Here is a 25,957-nt window from a genome sequence, read left to right on the forward strand (position 1 = left end):
AAATTTATAAGCCAAATTGAATTCCAAAATTAAATACACGTTGCTGTGGATATTCTCCAACACTGGTAGATGCTACAGATTCAGGATCTATTGCTGCAGGGAGGTTAGTGTAAAGCAAGCCCATATTGTAGCCATTCGCATAAACCCTTAAGCTGTTCAATCTTATCTTTTTATAGATTGCAGATGGAAACCTGTAACCTATCTCAACGTTTTTCCAACGGATATAATCGCCCTTTTTATACCAGAATGTTGATTCGACGGTGTTTTGTGAATTCCCTGAAAGATCAGGAAACATGGCATCGCCGGCGGTTATTGGGGTCCATCTCGCCGAATTCAGGGGTACGGAAACCCGCTCTGGCCTCGCATAACTAATAGAACCCCTGTTCATACTGAGAAAGTTTCCAAAAGCTCCCTGAAACAGTGTAGACACATCGATTCCTTTATAAGAGAAGCCGAAGCTAAAGCCTGCAGTATAAAAAGGATAATTCGTACCGATGTATCCACGGTCATTTGCATCTATAATGCCATCACCATTTAAATCTTTTAATTTAACAGAGCCTAAAAACAGGTTTCTCAGTGGTACCGCTGTTGCCATTTTAGGCGCATTGTACAACTCATCAAGCGTTTGGTAAAAGCCATCAAAAGTGTAAGCAAATATTGGGTTGGCTGTTTGGCCTGTTTGTGCTAACCATGGATAAGGATAGTCTGGCTCATTTCTGTAAGTAACCTTGTTTTTGGCGAAGCTTAGGTTGGTATTTGCAAAAACAGTTAAGTTAGAGCTTACCCGGTCATTATAGGTAAGGTTCACCTCAAAGCCTTTGTTCTCTTGCATACCTAAGTTATATGGTGGTAAGCTTGCTCCAAAAGTACTTGGAATAGATCCGGGTGTAGTAAAGATATTCTTTGTTTTTTTCTTAAAGAAATCAAGTTCCATTGAAAATCTTCCCTTAAACATCTTCAATTCCATACCAATGTTTGCATCACGGGTTACCATCCAGGTAATGTTGTTATTACCCAAAGTTGGTTCTGTTATACCGGTGTAGCTAACCGGATTTTCGCCAAATACGTAAGAAGCTCCCGAAGGATTTGTATAGCTTTTTACATAAATATAAGTGCTCGTTCCAATATTGTCATTTCCGGTCAAGCCATAAGATCCTCTGATTTTGAAAAGATCGATGAATTTGATATTGTTCTTAAAAAATGGTTCTTCGCTAATGTTCCACCCTGCCCCAACAGCGGGAAATAGTTGATATTTTTTATCTGAAACGAATCGGTCTGATCCATTATATCCACCACTAAAATCAATTAAATATTTCTGTTTATAATCGTAGGTAACTTTTCCGGTCAAGCCACGAATATTGAAAGGTTCGGTTACAATAGCGCCTGAGCTTGGATCTTTGTTGTATCTGGCCTCTGTAGCAAGAATTAATGCCGTTACGTTGTGGTTACCGAAACTTCTTGCATAATTAAGGTTGAAACGCAGGCTTAGGTTTTTAGACATGGGCGAATTGGAAGAGCTTCTCGTCATTGGCCCCATGCGGTACAAGCCTGTAACTACCGGATCATAAGCTTTGGTTACCGGATTGTAAGTGTAAGCCAAAATCTCTGATGAGTTTCTCGTTAAATTGATTCCAAAATTATAATCTGTTGCATAAGATACCAAACCGTTTACAGCCAATCCTTTGGTGATAAAATCCAGTTGCTGATTAATTTCCGTAACCATATTCAGGTTATTGGTGTAACTACGGTTATAACCTGCGTACATTAAATTGGCTATAGGATTCGGCTTTATCGCTGATGGGTTGGTAGAGCTGGCAATTAAGCCATTAGCCCAGTAAACCGGATACGAGAAGGAGTTCAGCTCTCCGTTCCAAAGATATTGAAAAGTGGTACCCCCACCATTCCATGGTTTATCATTTGGTTCATTGGTTACACCAAATCTACCTGATAAATCAATTCTGATTTTTAAGGTTTTGGTTGGCTTTAAATCTACATTGGACCTGAAAGTATAACGGTTATAGGTATAGTTGGATTCATACCCCTGATCCTTAGAAAACTCTTTAAATAAACCTCCCTGCGACAGGTAGCCTAAACTGATAAAATACTTGGCATTATTGGTTCCTCCGTTTACATCAAAGTTCAATCTGTTCTGGACACTAACCTTGCGCATTACCTCATCCCACCATTGTACATTAGGGTAATTGTACGGATCATCATTCAGTTGATAGTGTGATAAAGCGTTGTTTGCATAAAACCTTGCGTACTCGCCGGTTTCGGGGGTTACCGTTGTTCCAACATATTGTCCAATTAAGCGTTCTCTTAATAAACTTAATGTGGTATAACCATTATTTACCTCCGGCCTTTGGGTAGGAAGCTGTAAACCAGTTTCACTTTTAAAGTTAAGTTCTGGTTTACCCGGATTACCCCTTCTTGTTCTGATGATCAACACGCCGTTTGAACCGCGTACACCATAAACTGCAGTTGTTGATGCATCCTTTAAAATGGTAACACTTTCCACTTCGTTTGGATCCAGTTGATTTACCTGATCTAAAGTGTATTCCACATCATCAACGATTATCAAAGGGCTACTACCACCTGCATAAGAGTTAATACCTCTGATTTGAAAAGCTGCACCATCTCTGCCAGGTTGCCCGCTACGCTGTTGCGAAAAGAAACCAGGTAAACGGCCTGCCAGAGAGTTTTGTAAACTTGCAGAAGGACTTTGTCTGATCTGAGCACCGGAAATTGTACTGGTAGCACCTGTATTGGTTACCTTTTTTCCTATCTGACCTACCCCTAAAACAACCACTTCTTCTAAGCCTTTTGCATCTTCGGTTAAGGTAATTGACATATTGGTTTTATTCCCGAAATTGATTTCTCTGGATAAATAACCTACTGATGTAACAATAACAATGCGGTTACTTCCTTTTAATTTCAAGGTAAATCTTCCCTGTTCATCGGTTTTAACACCATTTGAGTTAAAATCTTTTTCATAAACACTTGCAGCAGGAATGGGACCAATGTTATCCCCAACTATCCCCGTAATCACTTGTTCCGATTGGCAGAAAGCTTTATTAAAACTTATCGTAAAAATCAAAAACAATAAACTGTATATAATTTTTTTCATTTGATTTCTTTTAAATGTTACCAATTTGGATTTTGAGTCATGGATGGATTTGAAACCAACTCATTAAATGGAATTGGATATCTGTACATTTTACCGGCATTAAATTTTACAGGAATAACATCAACGGTTTGATAGTTAACTGCTGATCCGGACAGTGTGCCCTTAATGCCATGTAACGTTCCATTTAAAACATTTTCGGCAATCTTCCATCGTCTGATGTCCCAAAAACGCTGTTCCTCAAATGCCATTTCCACTCTGCGTTCGTGTCTGATTCTGGTTCTCATATCAGTCTGGCTTAACCCGGCTGGAAGATTAGGCATACCCGCTCTTGCCCGTATTGCATTTATGGCTGAATAAACAGTGTTATCCGGACCTACAGCTTCATTTTGCGCCTCTGCATAGTTTAACAGAATTTCTGCATATCTGAAAATTGGGAAAATGTGGTTGGTCGCTGTAAAACTGGTAGCCGATGAGTTACTGGTCATAAATTTTCTGAGGTAATAACCTGTTCTGGTTTCGCCGCTGTTTCTTAATCCGTAGCCAAAAGGTCTGTCTAATCCTCCATCATAAGTTTGTACAGGTCTGTTTAACCAATAAAGACCGTTATATATAATTGTTGATGGAAAACGGGGATCTCTGTCGTAGTATGGATTGGTTGCGAGATAACCTGACCCGGTTTCGCCAATCATCTTTCCATTGGTCATTTCATACTCATCAACCAATTCTTGGGTTGGGTTTGTTTTACCAGCTCCCGCCCGCGTGTATCCAACAGGATCATTATTGGTTTCTACACTTGTATTTGTGGCAGACATGTAGGGCAGAATAATTTCATTATTGGAAGCCGTAGAGAAAATACTTAAAAACTTGTTAACTGATGTTACATAAGCAGATAAGTTGGCTGTTGTTGTTACTCCTGCTAAAGTTGTTGTGCTATAGTGCGCGGTACTTGCCGTATTGTGTAAAGCATATATAAATTTACCCGCACTTACACTATCTATAACAGCCTTTGCTGCCACCGCCGCGGCAGACCACTTAGAAAGATCATTAGTCGCATTGTTTAGCGGACTCGCTGCATATAAAAGTAAGCGGGACTTAATGGCCATGGCCGCTCCCCTGCCAAATCGGCCATAATTATTGGCTGCAAAAGTTCCGTTTGAACTTGCATTGGCCGTTAGCAAATAAGGCATTGCAGCATCCAATTCTGATAAAATATATGCCTGAACTTCGGCATAACTATTTCTTGGCAGATTGATTTGTTCAGAAGTTGCAAACACTTTATCTCCAATTAAAGGTATGCCGCCCCAACGTTTAAGTAATTCGAAGTAAAACATAGCTCTCAAAGCTCTTGCTTCTGCTTTCCAGCGATCTTTTAAGCCTTTTGTAAATAAGGGTACGCGATCTATTTTGCTTAAAAAAATATTTACTTTTCTAATACCAGCATAGTTAGCATTCCAGGTATTATCAGGGTTTACGCTGGCACTGATTCCATCCGTAGAAAAATATTGCACCTGATCGGTAATGGCATTGGGTACTGCATCATCAGATCCAGCCTCAAGCATGTTACCCACATTTGCAGTAATGGAGAATAAGGCTTGAGAACTGACATTGATCCGGTTAAATCCCCGTGGCAAATCAGCATAAATATTATTCAGGAATTTCTCTGCATTTACACCTAAGGAGTCTTTGGTATCGAAAATTAGATCGTCTCCAATCAGTTCAGCAGGAGGAGTATCATCAATAAGCTTTTTACAGCCAACGGTTGCAAAAATTAAAAATGCAGATAAAATGGCCAAAGAAGCGTGTTTATATATTTTAATATTTTTCATTATTATAATTTTAAAGTAACACCACCATTAATTATTCTGTTATTGGTAAAGCCTGATGTTAAGGATTCAGGATCAAGATATTCCAGCTGAGAAACAGTAAATAAATTGTAAGCATTCACAAAAAATCTTAGTTTACTGATTTTAGCTTTATTGATTAGTTTAGACGGGATACTGTAGCCTATTTCGAGGTTTTTTAATCGCAGATAGTTTGCTTTTCTTAACCAGAAGTTAGAAACCTGTGTATTATTGGTATTGCTGCCTAAGGTTAACCGGGGCAAAGTTGCCGATGTAGAATTTTGTGGTGTCCAGCGATTTTCTGTTGTATAATCCAATACATACCCTGTACTGTTATTAAAGGCCGACATTGCAGCTGCATTAAGCTGAACTTCTCTGTTTACAATTCCTTGAAATAAGCCACTTAAATCAAAATTTTCATAGTTTAAATTAAAGTTCAGACCGAAAAACACTCTCGGTTTATTTGTTCCGATTTGTTTGACATCTAAAAAATTAATGGTTCCGTCGCCATTTAAATCTTTATACTTGATATCTCCCGGTGTTGGGGTGTAGCCCTGTAGTGTAGCCGTATTACCAGCATTTTCTCCTGCCTGATAAAAGCCTATGGCTTCATAACCTCTTCCAGCCGTTACCGGAGTTCCGGCACTGTATAACCAGCTATATGGTAGGTTTTGCTCATCATAAGATAATATTTTACTTTTCTCAACAGAAACATTCAGGCCAAGTGAATAATTAAAGGAACTTGCTTTCTCATTGGCAAAATTGATGGTGGTTTCAAAGCCCGAAAATCTTGTTTTACCAATATTTTCTGATGGATAACTTTGTCCGAAAATTCCGGTATTGTATCCGTTTCCGGGCGTTCTTATTAAATCGTAATATCGGTTTTTATAATAATTGATGCCTAAGTTTAATTTATTATCTAAAAAAGCTACTTCGGCACCTAAATCATATTTCCAGGCTTTTTCACTGGCTAAATTGGTTGCCACCCCGCTTTCTGAAGCCCCGGCCACACCAGCAAGACTGGTTCCAAATACGTAGCCAGCTGCTCCTGTGGTAAACCGCTGAATATATGCGTAATAACTATCTGGATCTGCCCAGGCTGTCTGACCAATCGTTCCCCGTAATTTAAGGAAACTGATAGCAGAAGATTTAAACCAGGATTCGTTGCTGATTAACCAACCTAAACCCAATGATGGCAAGAAATTCCACCTGTTTTCAGGAGCATAGCGATTGTAGCTGCCAAATACACCGGATATTTCTGCCAGGTAAGTTTTATTGTAATTGTAGCTGGCTGTTAAACCTGCATTTTTATAAACCTGATTTAACTGCACATAATTGATCAGGCTATTATCATTGTTATAAGTGGCAAGTAAATTAATTTCGTGATCGCCGATTTGCTTATCGTATCCCAATAGAAAGTTAATATAAGTTTGCTTCAATTGCCCATTATACAGATAAGCTGCCTTTCCGGCTTCTAAATTTCCATCAGTACCAGATTTAGTATAAGAAGTTACACCAGCAATCGTGGTAGGATAATAAATGGCAAAAGTTTTGGTTCTGCTGGCATATTGCTGATAATAATTATTAATGGAGAGCATACCTTTAGCCCATAATCCCTTTGTAATATCGTCGAGTTTATAATTTAAGCTAACATCAGCGCTCAATGTTCTGGTATCTACCGGAATATAACCCGTACTAATGGTATTGGCTAAAATATTGTTGGTGATCTGCGCTGTACCCCCAAAAGTTCCATCAGGGTTTCGGGGTGCGTATGCCAATGGAGAAGTTGCAAATATGGAGCTCATAATAGAAGAAACCCCTAAATTCGGCAACGGGGTAGCTATACTTCCTGGCCCATTATTATTTTCGATAGAACCAAAAACATTTAAAATGACGGTTATATCATCATTAAAATCCATTTGGGCATTCGTTCTGATGCTGTATCTTTTGTAAAAATTATTGGTGTTGTAAGCATTTGCCGGATCGGTAATGAAATTGCCATCCTGATTAAAATTCTCTAAACTGACATAGTAACGGTAAGTTTTAGAATTTCCGGCAACATCTAAATGGTAACGTTGTTGCGCACTGTTCTTCTTATAAACTAAATCATACCAGTTGGTATTGGGCTGTAGAAATGGATCATTAGTGCCATTTTGGTAAGCATTAATGGTAGCAGCATTGTATAATGGAGTAGAACCCGGATTGGTGTTCTGTTGTGCTTCGTTATACAAATTGGCATATGCCGCACCCGTTATAAAATTTGGTGTCTTTAAATTATTTAAAAGGCCATATTGTGCACCAAAGCTAATTTCGAAGGGTTTGTTTTCAGCCCGATCTTTAGTGGTAATATAAATGACCCCTTTTGAAGATCTTAAACCGAACATTGCGGTAGAAAGGGCATCTTTCATTACCGTAATTGTTTTAATATCATTTGGATTAAAAGATGTAAATGACCTTACTACCCCATCCACAACTACAATTGGATTTTGCCCTCTCAATCCGATATTTGCGTTATCATAACCGGTGGCTCCTGATGACTGGATCGTATATAAACCAGGCAATCTGCCTGCCATTACATTGCTGATATCCGCTACAGGAGTGGTTCCTAAATCTTTTCCATATATGGTTGAGGTTCCCGCAATCTGATATTTTTTAGTTGCGGTCCTGTTCCAATTGTCAACAATCTGTGAAGAGAAAACACGGGAACTATTATGTGTTACTGTATCCTGATTTGACTGAACAGCACCTTGTGCAAAGAGAAGGTAAGGTATAAAAGGCAGTATAAAAATGCCGGTCAACTTTATCCATCCTTTGTTAAGTATATTGAGTGTTATTTTTTTAATCATATCAATTAAGTTTAGTTTGGGATATTTGCTGATCTTTATCTATAACTGGCCCCTAACCAATCCGGCAGGTTGCTGGCTTGAAGTAACGTTCAGGTAAAGATTGCTTTGATTGAGTAAGGCATTAGCCGTTTCAGTATTTAATGATATTTTACCGTTGTTTTCCAGTTTTTCATTAAAAGCAGACGTTTCAAGATTGATCAGTAAAGTGCCGTTAGTACCAGCTGCACCAATGTTAATACTGCCTTTACCAGGAGTATCACCATTGTTTAATGGCTTGTCAAAATAGATGTAATAATGCAGTTCATTATTATCCATCAAATAGATAGAAGCAACTGCATGATCTGTTCTTCCGGTAATTTGTGGCACAATGGCACTGACAGATAAATCTGCCCTCCATTGTTTTTTGATGTAAACGTCTGAGGTTTTGAGTTCCTTTTTACAAGAAACCAGAAATACCAGCAGCACCAGGAGAAATGAGGCAAAGTGTTTTAGTATTCTTTTTTGCATATTAAAATTAGTTTTTTGGACATAGGTCACCTGGCCAGTAACACTATAGTCTGGTTCATTTTAGATTATAAAAGCAGTCGATATTCGAAGTCTTACTCCGAAAAGTCAGATTTATTCCCTTCGTTTAAAATGGGAAAAGTGGTTTTCTATTTGATTCATTAGTTGGGATGGTTGGTTGATTTTGTTGATATGCCAAGATAGTACAAAGGGAAATCAAATTATTCTGTCAATTATTAGACAAACGTTTGATTTATTATTTCAAACGTTTGAAATAATATTTAAAAGACTTTTAAAGTTAATTAATGGATAAAATCGCTTAATAAATTGAACCAAAATTATCGATCAGACACCATAAAGCCATATATCACAGTGAAGCATCAAAAATCAGATCAAAAACGTAGTTAATACATGTTTTTTTTAAGCTATGGCAAATATTTTTTAATCAACTTTCCATGCAATATTTGCGCAATCGTTTGAGTAAAAACGGGAATATTTATAATCTTAAACAAAACGTGTGAGATTTACGAATCCATTATTATGATTTCAATTGACATTTAATCAGTACAATACGGCAAATAATTAGACCTGAAATCAAAGGAAATACGGACAAAAAGAAGGACACAAAAATTCGTCTTTCCGAGCAAAACACACCTAAATCCGGAAATTTTTATTTTGTATATTCAGTTAAATAAACTGCTTCAGGTTCTGGCAAAAGCAAGGAATCGAAGCATTTTTTATGGCAGTCGACAAACCTGAAAATCAGTGAGCTATTGTTCAGGTAGGTTAGAGAAAAAGATGTATACCATCCATAAAAAGCCAGCACCTGAAGATTGATTCTTTATCTCTTTCAAGATGAATATAAGTTTTTCAGATTCTACTGATGGGTATTATATAATTCGGTAATTTACATTTACCCTTTTAGGATAATTACTTTCTTCTTCATTCAATGATATAAAAGCGGCCTGATCATGAACCTCATTCTTCAACGCATGTTCATAATGAAATTGAAAAGTCTCTTTATAATTTTCAGGCTGGTGTTTTGTTGCTTCAATTAAAAGATTTCTGTCACTTAAATTTTCCGGCAACAAAGTAATATCGCAATTCCCTTCACTTATTTCTTTAACTAGGTATTTCATTTCGTATTTAAAACTCGCTTAAGTTCATCCTTTAGGGAGAAGGCAAAAATATGTGAAGTGGATATTTTTCATGTAATCTAAAAGTTAATTTTAAGATCACTTATCTTTTCACACTGATGTTCAATACTTTGCTGATTACAGGAATTGATATGATACCGTTAAAAAATGAAAAAAACCTCAGATTATTAGTCTGAAGCTTTAATGTTTTTCGGTAAATAGATTGTTTTTCAGGGTATTTTTTAAGCTTCCTTCTGAACTTTTGGTTCATCCGTTCCTTCTTGTCCGTTCTTAAATTCTTTTATACCTTTTCCTAATCCTTTCATTAATTCCGGAATTTTCTTTCCACCAAATAATAAAAGGATGGCTATGCCTAAAATGATCATTTCCGGTCCGCCGAGTATTGCTGTAATGGTAGTATTTAACATTTTCTTGAGTTAAGATGTTTGATGTTCATTTACTGAATTCAGCTATACGTACGATGATTTATCTTCAATGGTTTTATTCCTGCTGAAATAAGTTTAAGAAGGTAAATTTATTTGATGATCCACTCGTTTTAACAAATCATAAATATCAAAAGGTTTTGAAATAAACCCCTGGGCTTTACAGTGGTCATTGATTTCACTCATTTTTGCATGTGCACTCATCATTAACACTGGAATATTTTTGGTATGTTCTGATGCTTTTAGCACAGTACATATATCCAAGCCACTTCCATCGGGCAGCATCACATCCAGAAGAAATAAATCCGGAGTAAGATTCTTAGCATTTAAGTTGAAATCGGCTATACTCGAAAAACCTGCCACATCATAGTTTTCTTCTTTTAATAAAAGGAGAATTACGTCTCTAATTCCCTCATCGTCTTCAAGCACACAAACACTTTTTCCCATTTCTTTATTTTTATTCTAATCCATCAACACTGTTCAAATATTTAGAAACCAATTTATTAACCAAAAATTTTTCAAATTGTTTTCAATCATTTAGAATATAGGAAAGTATACTGTCTTTGGAATCAATTTTTATAGGTTTAAATAAAATATATTCTTTGATTTGCTGTGGAAGAAAATCGATTGATGAAAGGAATATCGCACCCCAAATTTGTCGTATACACCCTTTTCTGGTTGCAATAAGTTCAGCTAATTTTACATTAACAATTTAAACTTATCATAATGGAAAACAGAACATCGATTACAGTAGAAACAACAGTGAACACACCAGTAGAAAAGGTTTGGCAATATTGGTCCGCACCAGAGCATATAACAAAATGGACATTCGCCTCTGGCGATTGGCATGTGCCTTACGCCGATAATGATTTAAAAACAGGTGGGAAGTTCAAAACCACCATGGCCGCTAAAGATGGAAGTGAGGGTTTTGATTTTGAAGGAACGTACAGTGCTGTAGAAGAAAATAAATTGATAGAATACAACATGGCAGATGGCAGGCAAGTAAAAATCACTTTTGAAGAAAATGATGGTAAAACCAGAATTGTAGAAACTTTTGATGCGGAAGAGCAAAATTCAGTTGAAATGCAGAAAAATGGCTGGCAATCTATTTTAGATAACTTCAAGAAATATACAGAAGAAAATTAAGTTATTATTCCGTTCATGGTTAGTGATTTACAGATCACATAGAGGCACCCGTCATTGCGAACTGAAGAAATGGACAAGTGAGATGGAGTGAAGCAATCTGTCCGGTACTGTAAACTGTAGCAAAACAGATTGCTTAGTCGTTCCTCCTCGCAAGGACGCTGCGGGGAATGAAACCACCTCAGACACTTGAGAACACCTCAGGCCACATAGAGGCACCCGTCATTGCGAACTGAAGAAGTGGACAAATGAGGTGGAGCGAAGCAATCTGTCTAGTACTGTAAACTGTAGCAAAACAGATTGCTTAGTCGTTCCTCCTCGCAAGGACATTGCGGGGAATGAAACCACCTCAGACACCTGAGAACACCTCAGGCCACATAGAAGCACCCGTCATTGCGAACTGAAGAAGTGGACAAAGTGAAGTGGAGTGAAGCAATCTGTCCAGTACTGTAAACTGTAGCAAAACAGATTGCTTAGTCATTCCTCCTTGCAATGACGTTTCGGATGATGAACCACCTGAGACACCTGAGAACACCTCAGCTATCTGACTATACCTCTATTCCATGACCTGCATATCGCAGACCATTCATTACTTGTTAAGTACACTGCAGGCCACATAGAAGCCCCGTCATTGCGAACTGAAGAAATGGACAAGTGAGGTGGAGTGAAGCAATCTGTCCAGTATTGTAACTGTGGCAAAACAGATTGCTTCCTCGTTCCTCCTCGCAAGGACGTTGCGGGGAATGAACCACCTGAGAACATCTTAGCTATCTGACCTATGCCTCTATCCTATCGTCTGTAACTCACAGACCATTTTATTATTAATTTACCTTTAACCATCCGGTTATACTCATTCTTTGTTTATGCGTAATTAGAACTTCATGCACTAAATCAGAACTTTTAAAAAACACACTTTTGCCGTTGTTGGGCGAAATATTTTGTAGTGATTCATGTTGATGAATACAAAGTTCTCCCCCATCTTCAATTTGCCAATCTGCATTTAAATACATGATCATTGAATATTGCCTGCTCCCATTATTTTGAAATTGATCAATATGTTTTTTGTAAAATGTTCCAGGTTCATATAGGGTATAATGAAACTCGTAACCGGTAATTCCCGTATAACAGGTACTGTTTAAATAAAGCACAAATTTATCCATTAAATCAAAAAAATCATTTTCGTATTGATTATTATGCTTTCTATCCAGCCAATAAATCACATCACTTCTAATTGATTTATTTTGAGTAATCACAGTATCATTGCCAATACCAGCACTTAAAAGCTGATGATCATGAAATAAATGTTTTAAATTATCTTTCAAATGAGCTGCTAAAGAAACACTCAAAAAATCTTCAGCAATACCAACCCTATCTTCGATGAAACTATTAATAAGGCAATCAAATATCTTTTCCAATAAATTAACATTAATCTAAACAACCTGCTTAAACATTACAAGGTAGTCTTAAATAACAGTTAATCTTTAGTTTTTCTAATCTTTCCAGGGTAATATCCTTTCCGTAATATTATTGCTGTTATCCTGAAAAACGATTAAATGAAACCAAGAGAAAATTTCATTGTAACTTTTAGGCAACGTCACCACAAAATCTCATTAAGCTTATTATCTTGTATAAATAAATCAATCCCATGGATCAGAAAATTATCAATCTTTACGATGAATATACGCATAGTCAGCTGAGTAGAAAAGATTTCATGAAAAAGCTGGCGGTGCTTGCAGGCAGCACAGCTCTAGCCATGACCATTTTACCGATGCTTGAAAACAATTATGCCGCTGCCGCTGGCTTTGATAGTGATGACATTGAAGTTGAAAACATCACTTATCAGGGTGTTGAAGGCGAAATGAAAGCCGTTTTAGCAAAACCGAAAGGCAAGAAAAAATTGGGCTGCGTGTTGGTTATTCATGAAAACCGCGGACTAAACCCACATATTATCGATGTTACCAAAAGAGTGGCAGCCGAAGGTTTTTTAGCATTGGGTGTTGATGCGCTTTCACCTTTCGGCGGTACCCCTGCTGATGAGGATAAAGGTCGTGAATGGATTGGTAAGCTGGATCCTGAAAAAAACCTTCAAAATTATTTGAAAGGACTAGACTATTTACGCAATAGAAAAGATGGTAATGGCAAGGTAGGTTGTGTTGGTTTCTGCTGGGGTGGCGGAATGGCAAATAAACTTGCCGTAAATGATCCAAAGTTACAAGCGGCTGTTGCCTATTATGGTGCACAGGCTAATGTTGCTGATGTACCTAAAATTAAAGCCAGCCTCCTGCTACATTATGGCGGATTGGACGAACGCATAAATGCAGGGATTCCGGCTTATGAACAAGCTCTAAAGGATAATAAAATCGATTACAAAATTTACATTTATGATGGTGTAAACCACGCCTTCAACAATGACACCTCGCCAACCCGATACAATGAAGCCGCTGCAAAACTGGCCTGGCAAAGAACAATTGATTTATTTAAAAGAAAACTCGCAATATTAACCAGATAATTATTCAAGAATCAACTGGTAAACCGATCCTTTCTCTCCGGCAAGGATTACCATGTTGCCTGTTTTTGCTTTTTGAACAGCATTAAAACTTTTGTCAGATATATGCTTCCAGTTTTGTCCCCCATCAACGGAAACATCTGTACCTGAAGTTCCTGTTGCTACAAGCGTTTTAGCATTAATATACGTTACTCCCGATCGATAACCTGAAACGGGCGTAACAGGTTTTTGCCAGGTTTTACCACCATTTTTGGTAATCAAAACATTATTGGTATTTATCTTATCCTGAACATAGTTGCCCCCAACAACTACGCCGTTTTTTGCATTGTAAAAGTCCATTGAAAATGGTCCTGTTGTTGGTTCGCCCTGCCAAATCGGGCATTTAAAAACTTTCCAGCTCTTTCCATAATCTGCCGAGTAATAAATATTTGAAACTGCACCACCGCTCGAAATCCAGACTTTACCACCAGTTAATGTTTTAATGGTTGTTCCACTGGCAGCAAAACCAGCCTCGCCTTTTGCCAATGGTAATTTCAGATTTGAGGAAATATCCATCCATGTTTTACCTGCATCAACCGTTTTAAGCAATTGCATTTTATCATGAATCGGATCGCCAAAAATAATTCCCTGGTTCTTATCCCAAAAGCCTAAACCATCTAAAAAAATCGCAGTATCAGTATTTTTGTAGTGTTCTGTCCAGCTTTCGCCGCCATCCAACGTTTTTAAAATGTAAGCCGGCGATCCTGCATTTACAATAATGGCTTGCTTATCGTCAAAAGCTTCAATATCTCTAAAATCAAGCTTTTCATATCCTTTGGGCTTTATCCATTGCCAGGTTTTGCCTCCATCAGTAGTTTTACCAACCGAACCATTGCTTCCACTAACCCACGTAACCTGATCAGATACCACACTTAAACCACGTAAACTCGTTTTAGTATTCTCGGTTAAGGGATTAAAAGAATACGATTGTGCAGCGCAAAAAAAAGGTGCCAGTAAAAGGCACCATATTAATTTTTTCATTTTAGTTATTTAACCCGTCTAAATGTTTCTGAACGACCTAATAGAGAAATACCAACGTAACCACGAACGTTTAAAACATCAGCACTTTTCAAAGTCATGTTGCAACTGTATGTTTTACCACTTTTAGGATCATAAATTGTTCCATCGGTCCATTTTCCACTTTCATAAACAAAATCTTTTAAAATTTCTAAATTAAGCAATGGCCTTTTTTGTAGCGCTTCGTTTGGATTTTTAGTATCTAATTTTGGTTTTCCATCTAAATTTGGCTCTTTCATCCAGGCCAGTTTACCATAATATTTTTCGCCTTTTTTATAAATTTCAATTTGTCCTTCTCCGGATGGATTAAGCCATTTACCAACAATAGCATCTTTATTTTGTGCCAGTGCTGAAAATGATACTGTTATAAAAAGTAGCATTAAGAATGGGAACTTTCTCATATTTTTTATTTTCTAGTTAGTTTCTAAAGATAGTAATTTGACCTTTATAGTGAAACACTAAATAAAGCGAAAAAGTATGAGAAAGTTTTAAATTCGTAAAAAATTACTTTGAAACGATTGGCAAGTATTTTTGACGGTATGCATAAAGCAGGAACAAATTAAAAATCAGCATTACTGTAACTATTGGCAATTCTTTCGGACCTAAAAAGGCATGGTATAAAAAGATATTTAAGGTTACCGGAAACACAATAATAGCCGCTAAAGGCGCTGTTCGTCCAATTAACAATAATATTCCGCTTACTAATTCTGTAATTTTAATCAACGGAAATAAGTAAACTGATGCGGTTACACCCGCCATAAAAGTAGTTTGGTCTGCTGTCATTTCAGGCTGTTCTCCCGGCATCATATTTAAAAAATAAGTTACAGAGGCAAAAAGAAACATAGCGCCTAAAAGTACGCGAATAATGATTACTGCAATTTTCATCTTGTGATTTTTTTAGTTAATAAATTTTTATGCATTGAAAAGTCCTTATTAATTTTGATATTAAGTTACAAAAATTCTATTGTAAACAGATTTCCATTCCTGCTCGTACCTGTTAACAATTATACCTTCCGGGCCAGCTTTATATCCATCCAGGGCAACCAGTTTTCGCCATCGTGTTTTTCCCAGCTGCCTTCAATACTGTTTGATTTAAAACGCCCCTGAAATCTTTCATCATCCGAAAATATCAGAATAATATCATCAATGATTTTAATTGTTGAAATTGAAATATTTCCATTGTTATCAAAACTTTGCGACCTAAAAACATCTTCCAAATCATCGTAGTAAATAATCTCCAACAATTTTATCTTCTTGTTATTCAAGCTGATATCCACTTTATGAGATAAGAAAAATTCTCCATCTAGCCATTCATAAACATCAGTACCGATAATTTCAGTTCCATTTACAATTTTTCCTTCGGTATTCCAGGTTCCAATGTAAGGCGCTAATAAATTCAGCTTTGGATTTTTCATACAAACCAATTGCTTTACGCTAATTTACTATAAATATTCTCTAATTGTTTGGTATGCCTTTGGGTATGATAAATTACGAAATAAATGGCCTCTAATCTGGTTAAAAAGCCATATACCGGTAATTCAAACGAGGTACAGGTTTTGGTTAAATCTAAGTGTGTAACCTCATCAGTGATGTCTCTTTTAACCCGGTCAAGTTTTTGAAGCAACTCATTTTTATCATAGTTTTTGGCTTCAGGACAAATGAAATCCGGAGATTCCATTTTGATATCAAAATTTAAAAAGTCCTTCTTGATCCTTTCGATCATCAAATCTGCCGGACGATTGGTTTCTTCAACGGGTCCATTGATCATTTCAACAAAACCTGAGTTAGACAGCAGCATATGTTGAATGAGTTGTCCGGCCGTCCAGCTTCCTTCAAATGGAATGGCATTTATTTTGGAGCTTTCAAAATCATTAAAAAGTGCTTCAAATTTCGATAGCGCAGGCGTTAAATCTTTTAGGGGTTTTTCCATCTTTTTACATATAGTTCATTCCAGCGTAGCCCAGCAGTCTTCTCCATAGTGCAATTTGCCCAATGCAATTTGCTTCACGGTAGCTGGTAAAACTGATCATCTCAAATAAAGTGATTTCCATTCCAGGCATTTCTAGTTTTTCATCTAGTTTTTGTGCCGTTGCACCGCTCAATGCATCTTGTAAAAGTGGCGAAACCTTTTCCCAGTCTTTTTTAAATTCAATTAAAGAAGGGTAAGTTGCATCATCTATAATCCCTCTGTTATCTTTAAAAAGTTCAATAGTAGAGAGTTCAACTTCAACACCTAATGATTTGGCCAGATAGTACCGGCCATATACTACACTTCCGGTAATCCAGGCGATGTGATTGGCTTTTGTATCCAATCTTTTTTGAGCATCTTTTTGTGCTATCCCATCTAATGCCCTGATTAAAAAATCTGTTTGCATTTCATAGAGAACAATTATTCCATACAGCTTACTGCTTTTTGGTTCAGTTTTCATAATTTCCGTAGATTGATTGACTAACCTAAAATTAGTATATAATTAGTGCGAATGCTGTTGCTGTTAAAGTCAATGTTGGGGGGCATTTCAGACATTTTTTCTATATTTACGATACCTAAAATCTTAACCAAATGATACAAGTAGGTATTCTACTAACCAAACAATATAAGTTATTAAGCGTTGCAGCTATTCTTGATGTATTTGAAACAGCAAACCGGTTTCATACCGAAAGTGGCATTAATGCACCATATAAATTGACTTTTTTAAGCTTAGATGGTCAAATTGACGGCTTCTTTAACGACTATGAAATAAGACGTATCAATAATGAAGAAACCTATAATCTTATACTCATCCCTGCTTTTACCACCAATGATATTAAAAACGCCATTGCAGAAAACCAGGCATTTATCCCCTGGTTAAACAGACAATATCAGCATAATGCAGAAATTGCCACTGTTTGTACGGGCGCCTTTTTACTTGCAGCTACAGGTTTACTGGATGGAAAAGTGGCTACAACTCATGTTGACGCTTGTGGTGCTTTTGCTGCATCATTCCCTGCTGTTAATTTAAAATCAGATAAAACAGTTACACAAGATGGTAAACTTTATACCAGTGGTGGAGCAACCTCTTCATTTCATTTACTGTTACACCTTTTACAAAATCATTGCGGAAAGGATGTTGCAATTAGAGCAGCAAAGATTTTTGCTATTGACATGGATCGCCACAATCAATCGTACTTTAGCTCATTTCAACCTACCAGGCATCATAATGATGAGTTGGTCGCCTCTGCTCAGGAAAAGATTGAGCGCAATTATCAAGATGTAGCCACAATCGAAGAAATGATTAAAGACATCCCTTCAAGCAGGAGAAATATTGTTCGCCGTTTTAAGCAGGTAATTGGAATAACACCCATTGAATATTTACAACAAACCAGGATAGAGGCAGCCAAAAAATTATTGGAACAAACCGCTCAGCAAATGACAGAGATCATATACAACTCCGGATATAACGATCCCAAAGCCTTTAGAAAAGTATTTAGAAAAACCGTTGGAATGACACCCACACAATACAGAGAAAAGTTTCAGGCCAGGTAGATAAGTATACTGATTGGTTTTAAAGCCAAACCGGCCAGCGTACTTTTTAATCTTCACTTATTTATTGAATGATATTTTTATCTGTCCTCCATCCACAAAAGGAAAGCAGGTGTTTTTTCTTTATTGATCAGCAATTTATCTGGTGTTTCGATAACCAGCCTGACAAATAATTTTCGTAAAAAATAATGTTCTATTTCCTTAATGGCTTTGAAATTTACGAGGTACTGGCGGTTGACCCTAAAAAACTGTTTAGCGGAAACGAGCGCAGTAATCTGATCTAAAGACTGATTAAGCACAAACTCCTGCTGATCAAAACACATGATGGTTGATGAATCATTATGAATATAAAAGAATGCAATGTTTTCCGTTTTAACGGTGGTGTATTTTTGACTTTTAAACACCAGAAAACTTTCCTTTCCCGCTGGAGAACTTAGTTTTGCCAATAAATTGCCAATATCAGGCACTATCTTTTGCTGAAAGAAATTTTGCAACCCATCTACCTTTTTGAATGCAGATTGAATATCATCCTTGGAAAATGGCTTAAGTACATAATCCACGCCGTTGCGTTTGAAAGCTTCCAATGAATATTCATCAAAGGCCGTGCAAAACACAACAGGGCTACTAATTTTAACCTGCTTAAATATTTCAAAGCATAAACCATCGGCCAGTTGTATATCCATAAATATCAGGTCAGGCTGATCCTGCTGAGAAAGTGCCTTAACAGAACCTTCGATACTTTGATATTGGCCGATTATTTTGGAATCGGGCCGGATGCTTAAAATAATATTTTCGAGCGATTTAGCTGTTCTGAGCTCATCCTCAATGATGATAATGTTCATGGATTAATGGGAGTTTAATTTTAAAAATCTGGCCATCGTTGACTATTTCAATAGGCTTTTCTAAAAGATGCTGATAACGTAAGGCAATGTTTTTAAGCCCCACACCTAATGAATGGTGATCCGCTGCCTTCAGTTGAATAGGGTTTTCTACAATGATTTGCCCGTCACTGAAATAAATGCTGATGTGAAGAGGTTTATCAAGCGAAACGATATTGTGTTTAATACAGTTCTCTATCAGCAATTGTAGTGTAAACGGAGGGATAAGCGTTTGCATTACCTCCTGATTTAAATTGGAGACAAAAGTAAAACCACCATCAAATCTTGCTTTTTGCAAAAACAGATAGGCATTGAGTATTTCCATTTCTTCGGCTACATGAATCAGATCCAGCTTGCGGCTTTCCAGCGTATAGCGATAAAAATTGGAGAGTTTAAGAATGAAATCGACCGTATCCTGATCGTTGGTTTCTACCATGGCCTTTAAAGTATTGAGGCTATTGAAAAGAAAGTGAGGATTAACCTGCTGTTTGAGCAGCTCATACTGAGCACTCAAACTATCACTTTTAATTTTTTCCAGTTCCATGGTTACCTGCTGATTTTCATAATTCTGTTGCAACAAATGAAGAAACATATAAAATATGAGATTGATCAGTATACCACGCACCTCAACCATCAACATTACAGGGCCAAAATTGATATGTGAAAGAATAAGCTGCTGTATCCAGGCCAGGCAAAACATAACCAAAATACCAATAAGAAGGCTTTTCAATAGTTTTGAATATGAAATCCCTTGTTTAACAGGGCTTTTAACTTTTCTGGAAAGCATAAAAATGTTCAAATACCACATCAACAATGCAAATGTTGCGGTAATACCTGCATTAACGGCAGCTTCTGCGAGATTGAAGTGATGCTGCGCAATTTGTGGAACAGAGGATAAAAGCCCCAGAAAAATGGAACTTATCCAGATAATAGAGGGTGAAATTTTTAAAGGGCTTTTTGTCATAATGGCTTTTTTGTTAAACCAGATATAAAAATACAGTAATAACAGGATTAACCGGAATCTTCTTTACGAGTTTTACATGGTACATCCATGTTATTATTTTAATCGAAATTATATCAAAGTATACATCGGGAAAACGATCAAAACCCTGAACCGGACAGATTGAAACCTGAAGCAGACAATATTCAATTTAAAGCCATATTAATTCCATGAAAAAAAATCATATTTTTATTTAACAATTTTGTTAAACAAAAATGAATAATATGTTTTATTTTTGCAAAAACATTATTCATTTCTTTATTAAAAACATGATGAGCATAACGATCAGATCGCTCTCCTACATACATCCGGATAACGAAGAACTTTTTCATGAACTTAATCTTTCAATTGCCGATGGAGAGAAAGCTTCATTGGTGGGGATTAATGGTGCCGGAAAATCGACGTTGCTTCAAATTATTGCAGGTCAAATCCAACCCACCTCTGGAGAAATTTTTTATGCCGAAAAGCCCTGGTATGTTCCTCAGCACCTGGGCGAATACGATGATCTTTCAATTGCGGGTGCATTGGAAGTAGAACAAAAAATCAATGCGTTGCATGCAATTCTGGAAGGAGATGCTGATCCAAAGCATTTTACCGATCTGGAAGATGATTGGGAAATTGAGGAAAAAGTTAACAAAGCACTGGAAAAATGGGGGCTTGGAAATTTCGGTCCGAAGCAGCCGCTTGGCACACTGAGCGGCGGACAGAAAACAAAAGTCTTTCTTGCAGGCATTGACATACATCACCCCGATGTTATTCTTTTGGATGAACCTTCCAATCATCTGGATGCTAAAACGCGTAAAAAACTTTATACTTCCATCCTGCAGAGCAAGGCTACAATTCTGGTAATTAGTCACGACAAAACATTGTTAAACCTGATGAACAAAACCCTCGAACTTAGTAAAAAAGGTATTGAGGTTTTCGGAGGGAATTTTGAATTCTATCGTCAGCAAAAAGCAGAAAAAGTTAATGCACTTCATGCCCAGTTAAATGAACAATCCAAAACATTAAAACAAACAGAGAAAAAAGCTCAGGATATGGCCTATCAAAGGCAGAAACAAGAATCGAGGGGCAAAACTGCCGGACAGAGCAATTCATTGCCCCGCATTATTGCAGGCGGATTAAAGAGCAAATCAGAAAGAAGTACAGCCAAGGTTTTAGATGCACACAATGAAAAAATATCCAACCTGGCAGATACCATCCGGGAAACCAGAGCTCAGATTCAACAATATCAGGTACTAAAGATTAATATCGGATCTTCTGATCTGCACCCTGGAAAAGTTCTGATCGATGCAGAGAACATAAATTTCGGCTATGATGGCAAATTCTTATGGAAAGGGCTGACTTTCCAGATCAGGTCTGGCGACCGTGTACAAATTGAAGGCGAAAATGGAGCAGGCAAAACAACCTTGTTAAAAATAATTACCCGCCAGCTTGAACTTGCAACTGGCAACTACATGAGCCCGGAATTTTCTTATCTTTACCTCGATCAGGATTACACGATGATTAATCCTAAACTTACCATTTATGAACAGGTTCAGGAATACAATAGCAGCGGATTAGAGGAACATGAGATTAAGGCTTTGCTGATCTATTCACAGTTTGACCGGGAAGCATTCGACAGGAAATGTGAGGGATTAAGTGGTGGCGAAAAAATGAAGCTATCTTTGTGTTGCATGTCGGTAAGTAATCATGCACCCGATATTTTAATTCTGGATGAACCAACAAATAATCTCGATGTACAAAGCCTTGAGGTACTCACTTCAGCAGTGAAAAGTTTTGAGGGTACTTTATTGGTTATTTCACATGATGAGTATTTTACCAGTGAGATCGGAATAAACAGCAGAATTAATTTAAGTTAAAAAGCTCCAATTTAAAAACATGCCACTTAAAAATACCGGTACAGAACAGCTCATTAAAGACACCGCAAAAAGATTATTGTTTGCTGAAGGCAAGCTTCATGCCACCACTCAGGAAATAGCTGATGCAGCAGGAGTTAACAGAACAGCATTGCATTACTATTTCCGCTCCAGAGATCTGTTGATTGCTGCCGTATTTCAGGAAGCCATGCAGGGCCTGAGTCAGCGGCTGGATGAATGTATGGAGTCTGAAAAACCTTTTAGAGAAAAGATAGATCATCTGATAACTGTTTTTCTGAAGGATATGATTGCTTTCCCCTACCAGGAAACTTTCCTGATCACCGAAATTAATACGCTGGGAAAGGAATTGATGAACAACATCCAATCAGGTCCCGTTAATAATTTTTTAAAACAGGTACAGGATGAAATGGAAAAAGGAACAATTGAAAAAATTAACCCCATTCATTTCCTGATGAACCTGTTTTCACTATTGTCATATCCGTTGATTATGGCACCGCTCTACCGGCAATTGTTTCAAATCTCCGGTAAGGACTTCAATGCACTTATAAATGAGCGCAAAAAAATGATTATGCACATGATTTTTAAAGAAGATTAAATTAATTAATCGTCATTGTTGCTTTTCAGGCGTGATCTGTGAGCTTTCCCCCATTTGATCATTTCCAGGATAATATCACCGAAAGATCTGCAATAGTCGGTGGCCGTATATTCTATTGATACAGGCATATCGTCTATTACTGTTCGCCTGATCAGCTGATTTGCACTCATCTCCTTTAGCTCTTTGGAAAGCATTCGTGTGGTAATTCCTGGAATGCTTCGTTCAATATCCCTGAATCTTTTATTTCCATTGCAAATCGAATTGATGATGGGCAGCTTCCATTTCCCTCCGAGAACGTATAATGTGTCTTGTAAAGCCTGTATTTCTTCCTGCTGATTTCGCGGGTTTGACAACACTTCACTGGCTATCTTATTCCTTTTTTCATCTTCCATATTGGTATACTCTGTTATACTACTTACAAAAGTATATCAATATTGATTTATTTTTGCATCAATAATTTATTTTTTTTTTAAAATGACTAATCTACAAGAAAAAAAGGCTCTGGTTACCGGAGGAAACAGTGGTATAGGCTATGCCGCTGCAAAGGAATTAAAGGCACAGGGTGCTGAAGTGATCATTACAGGAAGAAGAGCAGATGCCGTTCAAAAGGCCGCAGCTGAACTTGGTGTTACCGGTCTGGTTGCCGATCAGGGGCAGTTAGCCGCGATAGAAAAACTCGCAAATGAGGTAAGCAAAAAATATGGCAAAATCGATATATTGTTTATTAATGCTGGTGTGCTTGAAATGACAATGATTGAAAATGCAACAGAGCAGAACTTTGACAATATCATCAACGTCAATTTCAAAGGAGCTTATTTCACGTTGAGCAAATTTATCCCGCTTTTAAACGAAGGTGCATCAGTTGTTTTTCTGTCATCAAACACCGCAAATATGAGCGGCGCAAACTCTTCTATTTATTCCTCAAGCAAAGCTGCCATCAACTCCTTGATGAAAATCGCTGCGATTGAGCTGGCACCACGTAAAATCCGCGTTAATAGCGTTAGCCCGGGACCAACCCAAACTGAAATCATGAAAAAGGTTGGATTTAGTGAAACGCAACTTCAGGAGGTAAATAACTGGATGATAGATCAGATTCCATTGAAGAAAATAGGAACAGCTGAAGACGTTGCTAAAATGGTCGCTTACTTTTCAGGAGATGCAGCCAGCTTTATTACCGGTGCCGAAATCATTATGGATGGCGGGATGAGTCTTTGAGAAAAGCTCGATTATCCAATCCGATAGCTCATTATTTATTGGATATGCTATCTAAATTAACGCTCTGTAACAACCATTGATATGTGTCTCTTCAAGCAGTGGTACATTAATTTTCTGCAAAAGCTTTAACATTTCTCCTTCCATCATTTCCTGAACCTGGGAATGTGTAACGAGGATTTGTTTTATGCAAAGAGCTGTAATACACTGCCGTCATTTCCGCGCAGGCGGAAATCTTAAAGCTTCCGCTGTTAAGGTAATAACGAGCGTTTCAACGAAGTTTATCTTAAACTTTCAACATGCGTCCCACAGAACTCCGTTATTGAGGAGGCACGACGAAACAATCTATTTTGCTACAGTTACAATACTGGACAGATTGCTTCACTCCACTTCACTTGCCCATTTCTTCAGTTCGCAATGACGAGTACGTTTATGCGGGTTCATCATCCGAAACGTCATTGCGAGAAGGAACGACGAAACAATCTATTTTGCTACAGTTACAATACCGGAGAGATTGCTTCACTCTACTTCACTTGCCCATTTCTTCAGTTCGCAATGACGAGTACGTTTATGCGGGTTCATCATCCGAAACGTCATTGCGAGGAGGAACGACGAAGCAATCTATTTTGCTACAGTTACAATACTGGACAGATTGCTTCACTCTACTTCACTTGCCTATTTCTTCAGTTCGCAATGACGAGTACGTTTATGCGGGTTCATCATCCGAAACGTCATTGCGAGGAGGAACGACGAAGCAATCTACTTTGCTGTAGCATAATCGTTCAGTATGGAAAGATTGCTTCACTCCACCTCGCAAGCCGCTGCTTCAGTTCGCAATGACGAGCGTCTCAAAAGGTTGACTAGCATGCTTAAAGGCGTTCAGAAATGACAATTATTTTTGTTTTTTCCTCAAGCTAATGACATTGGGCGGGAGCCACGAAGTCCTCATCGAAGATAATCTTAAAGCTTTAGCTATTAAAAGTTAGGATACCAGAACCAAATCCTAACATCACATTCCCGCGCCATAACCTATGTCAAAGCTGGAAATGTATAACTGAAACATCATTATGTCCGGTTCACACCTATTCAGGTTCCCCTCAGTACCCATGTTAATTAATTTTGTCATACCTAACTGATTGATATAGAATCAACAGCTTTAGTTATGAAAGATTTAAAATTATGGAAAACGAATCTAATTACAGTCGAAGGCGCTTTTTAGGCATGGCCGCCATGACGGTTGTTGCAGCAGAATTTGTTGGATTAAATCTGCTCAATGCCCGGGAGATACCAAAAAATTCAACCGGCAGCAGGAAGACTAAATCATCAACTGCATCTTTTAAAAAAATAAAACAGATTAATGCCGGCGTACTAAACGTAGGCTATGCGGAGGTTGGTCCTGTAAACGGACAGCCGGTTATTCTTTTGCATGGCTGGCCTTATAGCATCCACAGCTATGCTGAAGTGGCTGGTTTGCTTGCGGCTGATGGATACAGGGTAATTGTGCCTCATCTGCGAGGTCATGGAACAACTGCTTTTCTTTCAGCGAAAACCCCCAGAAACGGGCAACAGTCGGCAATTGCTGCAGATATTATTGCACTGATGGATGCTTTGAAAATAAATGATGCTGTAATTGGAGGGTTCGACTGGGGAGCACGTACGGCAAATATTATGGCCGCATTATGGCCGGAGCGATGTAAAGCAATGGTTTCTGTAAGCGGATACCTGATTGGCAGTCAGGAAGTCAACAAGAAACCACTTGCTCCAAAAGCAGAACTATCGTGGTGGTACCAGTTTTATTTTGCAACTGAACGCGGTCGCCTTGGTTATGAAGCTAACCGAAGGGATTTTGCAAAGCTCATTTGGCAAACAGCCTCTCCTAAGTGGGAATTTGACGAGCAAACTTTTGAAGCCACAGCAGTTGAATTAAACAATCCGGATCATGTTGCTATTGTCATCGACAATTACAGATGGAGGTTGGGGCTTTCAGACGGAGAACGTCAGTATGATAAATACGAAAAAATTCTGGCTACAGCTCCGGTAATAACCATTCCATCCATTACACTTGAGGGTAATGAAAATGGCGCACCGCATGCAGATCCAAGCATTTATGCTGTTAAGTTTAAAGGGAAATACGCACATTATAATCTTCCAGGTGGCATTGGGCACAATCTTCCTCAAGAAGCACCCAAAGCCTTTGCAGATGCTATTATTCAGGCCAATATGATGGCCGGCAAACCTTAAGATAAACCAAATTAATCTCTAAAAAAGAA

24 protein-coding genes are annotated in these 25,957 nt (G+C 37.8%); 7 read left to right on the top strand and 17 right to left on the bottom strand.

Annotated elements, in window-relative coordinates; genetic code table 11:
• Positions 1–4 precede the first annotated feature (4 nt).
• The 7 genes from DU508_RS04400 to DU508_RS04430 form a co-directional block, all read right to left on the bottom strand.
• Complete coding sequence (locus DU508_RS04400) at positions 5–3,127, bottom strand: SusC/RagA family TonB-linked outer membrane protein (RefSeq protein WP_115401599.1); 3,123 nt, start codon at positions 3,125–3,127, stop codon at positions 5–7.
• A gap of 17 nt (positions 3,128–3,144) precedes the next feature.
• Entirely contained in the window at positions 3,145–4,953 is a 1,809-nt protein-coding gene (locus tag DU508_RS04405; protein WP_115401600.1) for a RagB/SusD family nutrient uptake outer membrane protein, read from the bottom strand.
• Between the two features lie 2 nt (positions 4,954–4,955).
• Positions 4,956–7,814, bottom strand: coding sequence for a SusC/RagA family TonB-linked outer membrane protein (locus tag DU508_RS04410; protein ID WP_115401601.1), 2,859 nt, complete (start codon positions 7,812–7,814; stop codon positions 4,956–4,958).
• Positions 7,815–7,853: 39 nt separating this feature from the next.
• Positions 7,854–8,321, bottom strand: a complete 468-nt coding sequence (locus DU508_RS04415) for a CHRD domain-containing protein (protein WP_115401602.1) — start codon at positions 8,319–8,321, stop codon at positions 7,854–7,856.
• Positions 8,322–9,208: 887 nt separating this feature from the next.
• Positions 9,209–9,457, bottom strand: a complete 249-nt coding sequence (locus tag DU508_RS04420) for a hypothetical protein (protein WP_115401603.1) — start codon at positions 9,455–9,457, stop codon at positions 9,209–9,211.
• A 239-nt stretch (positions 9,458–9,696) separates the two neighbouring features.
• The gene (gene tatA / locus DU508_RS04425) at positions 9,697–9,882 is read right to left on the bottom strand and encodes a twin-arginine translocase TatA/TatE family subunit (RefSeq protein WP_115401604.1); all 186 of its coding nucleotides are present in this window, start codon (positions 9,880–9,882) and stop codon (positions 9,697–9,699) included.
• A 93-nt stretch (positions 9,883–9,975) separates the two neighbouring features.
• Positions 9,976–10,344 carry a response regulator gene (locus tag DU508_RS04430; RefSeq protein WP_115401605.1) on the bottom strand — a complete coding sequence of 123 codons (369 nt, stop codon included), beginning with the start codon at positions 10,342–10,344 and terminating at the stop codon, positions 9,976–9,978.
• A gap of 279 nt (positions 10,345–10,623) precedes the next feature.
• On the opposite strand from DU508_RS04430, the gene DU508_RS04435 reads away from it, so the two are divergent.
• On the top strand, positions 10,624–11,043 hold the full coding sequence (locus DU508_RS04435) for an SRPBCC family protein (RefSeq protein WP_115401606.1): 420 nt from the start codon (positions 10,624–10,626) through the stop codon (positions 11,041–11,043).
• Between the two features lie 818 nt (positions 11,044–11,861).
• On the opposite strand, the gene DU508_RS04440 is transcribed toward DU508_RS04435, so the two are convergent.
• Entirely contained in the window at positions 11,862–12,455 is a 594-nt protein-coding gene (locus tag DU508_RS04440; RefSeq protein WP_115401607.1) for a 2OG-Fe(II) oxygenase, read from the bottom strand.
• A 230-nt stretch (positions 12,456–12,685) separates the two neighbouring features.
• On the opposite strand from DU508_RS04440, the gene DU508_RS04445 reads away from it, so the two are divergent.
• Positions 12,686–13,549 carry a dienelactone hydrolase family protein gene (locus DU508_RS04445; RefSeq protein ID WP_115401608.1) on the top strand — a complete coding sequence of 288 codons (864 nt, stop codon included), beginning with the start codon at positions 12,686–12,688 and terminating at the stop codon, positions 13,547–13,549.
• Here DU508_RS04445 and DU508_RS04450 read toward each other — a convergent pair whose 3' ends face one another.
• The 6 genes from DU508_RS04450 to DU508_RS04475 all read right to left on the bottom strand — a co-directional run bounded on the left by DU508_RS04450 (position 13,550) and on the right by DU508_RS04475 (position 17,031).
• The gene (locus DU508_RS04450) at positions 13,550–14,566 is read right to left on the bottom strand and encodes a WD40/YVTN/BNR-like repeat-containing protein (RefSeq protein ID WP_115401609.1); all 1,017 of its coding nucleotides are present in this window, start codon (positions 14,564–14,566) and stop codon (positions 13,550–13,552) included.
• A 5-nt stretch (positions 14,567–14,571) separates the two neighbouring features.
• Positions 14,572–15,003: a DUF2147 domain-containing protein gene (locus DU508_RS04455; protein ID WP_115401610.1), complete on the bottom strand. Its 432-nt coding sequence runs from the start codon at positions 15,001–15,003 to the stop codon at positions 14,572–14,574.
• Between the two features lie 103 nt (positions 15,004–15,106).
• Positions 15,107–15,487, bottom strand: coding sequence for a DoxX family protein (locus DU508_RS04460; RefSeq protein ID WP_115401611.1), 381 nt, complete (start codon positions 15,485–15,487; stop codon positions 15,107–15,109).
• Between the two features lie 119 nt (positions 15,488–15,606).
• Positions 15,607–16,017 (bottom strand): hypothetical protein, encoded by a 411-nt coding sequence (locus DU508_RS04465; RefSeq protein WP_115401612.1) that lies wholly within the window; start codon positions 16,015–16,017, stop codon positions 15,607–15,609.
• A 14-nt stretch (positions 16,018–16,031) separates the two neighbouring features.
• Positions 16,032–16,532 (bottom strand): DinB family protein, encoded by a 501-nt coding sequence (locus DU508_RS04470; protein WP_115401613.1) that lies wholly within the window; start codon positions 16,530–16,532, stop codon positions 16,032–16,034.
• 4 nt (positions 16,533–16,536) lie between these two features.
• Positions 16,537–17,031 carry a DinB family protein gene (locus DU508_RS04475; protein WP_115401614.1) on the bottom strand — a complete coding sequence of 165 codons (495 nt, stop codon included), beginning with the start codon at positions 17,029–17,031 and terminating at the stop codon, positions 16,537–16,539.
• A 131-nt stretch (positions 17,032–17,162) separates the two neighbouring features.
• On the opposite strand from DU508_RS04475, the gene DU508_RS04480 reads away from it, so the two are divergent.
• Entirely contained in the window at positions 17,163–18,125 is a 963-nt protein-coding gene (locus DU508_RS04480) for a GlxA family transcriptional regulator (RefSeq protein ID WP_115401615.1), read from the top strand.
• Positions 18,126–18,202: 77 nt separating this feature from the next.
• On the opposite strand, the gene DU508_RS04485 is transcribed toward DU508_RS04480, so the two are convergent.
• Together DU508_RS04485 and DU508_RS04490 are read right to left on the bottom strand one after the other, a co-directional pair.
• On the bottom strand, positions 18,203–18,964 hold the full coding sequence (locus tag DU508_RS04485; protein ID WP_115401616.1) for a LytR/AlgR family response regulator transcription factor: 762 nt from the start codon (positions 18,962–18,964) through the stop codon (positions 18,203–18,205).
• A complete protein-coding gene (locus DU508_RS04490) occupies positions 18,945–19,964 on the bottom strand; it encodes a sensor histidine kinase (RefSeq protein ID WP_115401617.1) in 1,020 nt (339 codons plus the stop codon). Before DU508_RS04490 ends, DU508_RS04485 begins: the two co-directional genes overlap by 20 nt.
• A 305-nt stretch (positions 19,965–20,269) precedes the next feature.
• Between DU508_RS04490 and DU508_RS04495 the strand changes: the two genes are divergently transcribed.
• A complete protein-coding gene (locus DU508_RS04495) occupies positions 20,270–21,862 on the top strand; it encodes an ABC-F family ATP-binding cassette domain-containing protein (protein WP_199562638.1) in 1,593 nt (530 codons plus the stop codon).
• Between the two features lie 19 nt (positions 21,863–21,881).
• Complete coding sequence (locus DU508_RS04500) at positions 21,882–22,475, top strand: TetR/AcrR family transcriptional regulator (protein ID WP_115401619.1); 594 nt, start codon at positions 21,882–21,884, stop codon at positions 22,473–22,475.
• A gap of 5 nt (positions 22,476–22,480) precedes the next feature.
• Here DU508_RS04500 and DU508_RS04505 read toward each other — a convergent pair whose 3' ends face one another.
• Positions 22,481–22,867 (bottom strand): winged helix-turn-helix transcriptional regulator, encoded by a 387-nt coding sequence (locus DU508_RS04505; RefSeq protein ID WP_115401620.1) that lies wholly within the window; start codon positions 22,865–22,867, stop codon positions 22,481–22,483.
• 82 nt (positions 22,868–22,949) lie between these two features.
• Here DU508_RS04505 and DU508_RS04510 point away from each other — a divergent pair, with 82 nt between their 5' ends.
• Positions 22,950–23,690, top strand: coding sequence for an SDR family oxidoreductase (locus tag DU508_RS04510; protein WP_115401621.1), 741 nt, complete (start codon positions 22,950–22,952; stop codon positions 23,688–23,690).
• A gap of 1,176 nt (positions 23,691–24,866) precedes the next feature.
• Positions 24,867–25,928, top strand: coding sequence for an alpha/beta fold hydrolase (locus tag DU508_RS04515; protein WP_115401622.1), 1,062 nt, complete (start codon positions 24,867–24,869; stop codon positions 25,926–25,928).
• Positions 25,929–25,957: the final 29 nt, after the last annotated feature.

Source organism: Pedobacter chinensis (genome assembly GCF_003339865.1).
GTDB classification, from domain to species: Bacteria; Bacteroidota; Bacteroidia; order Sphingobacteriales; family Sphingobacteriaceae; genus Pedobacter; species Pedobacter chinensis.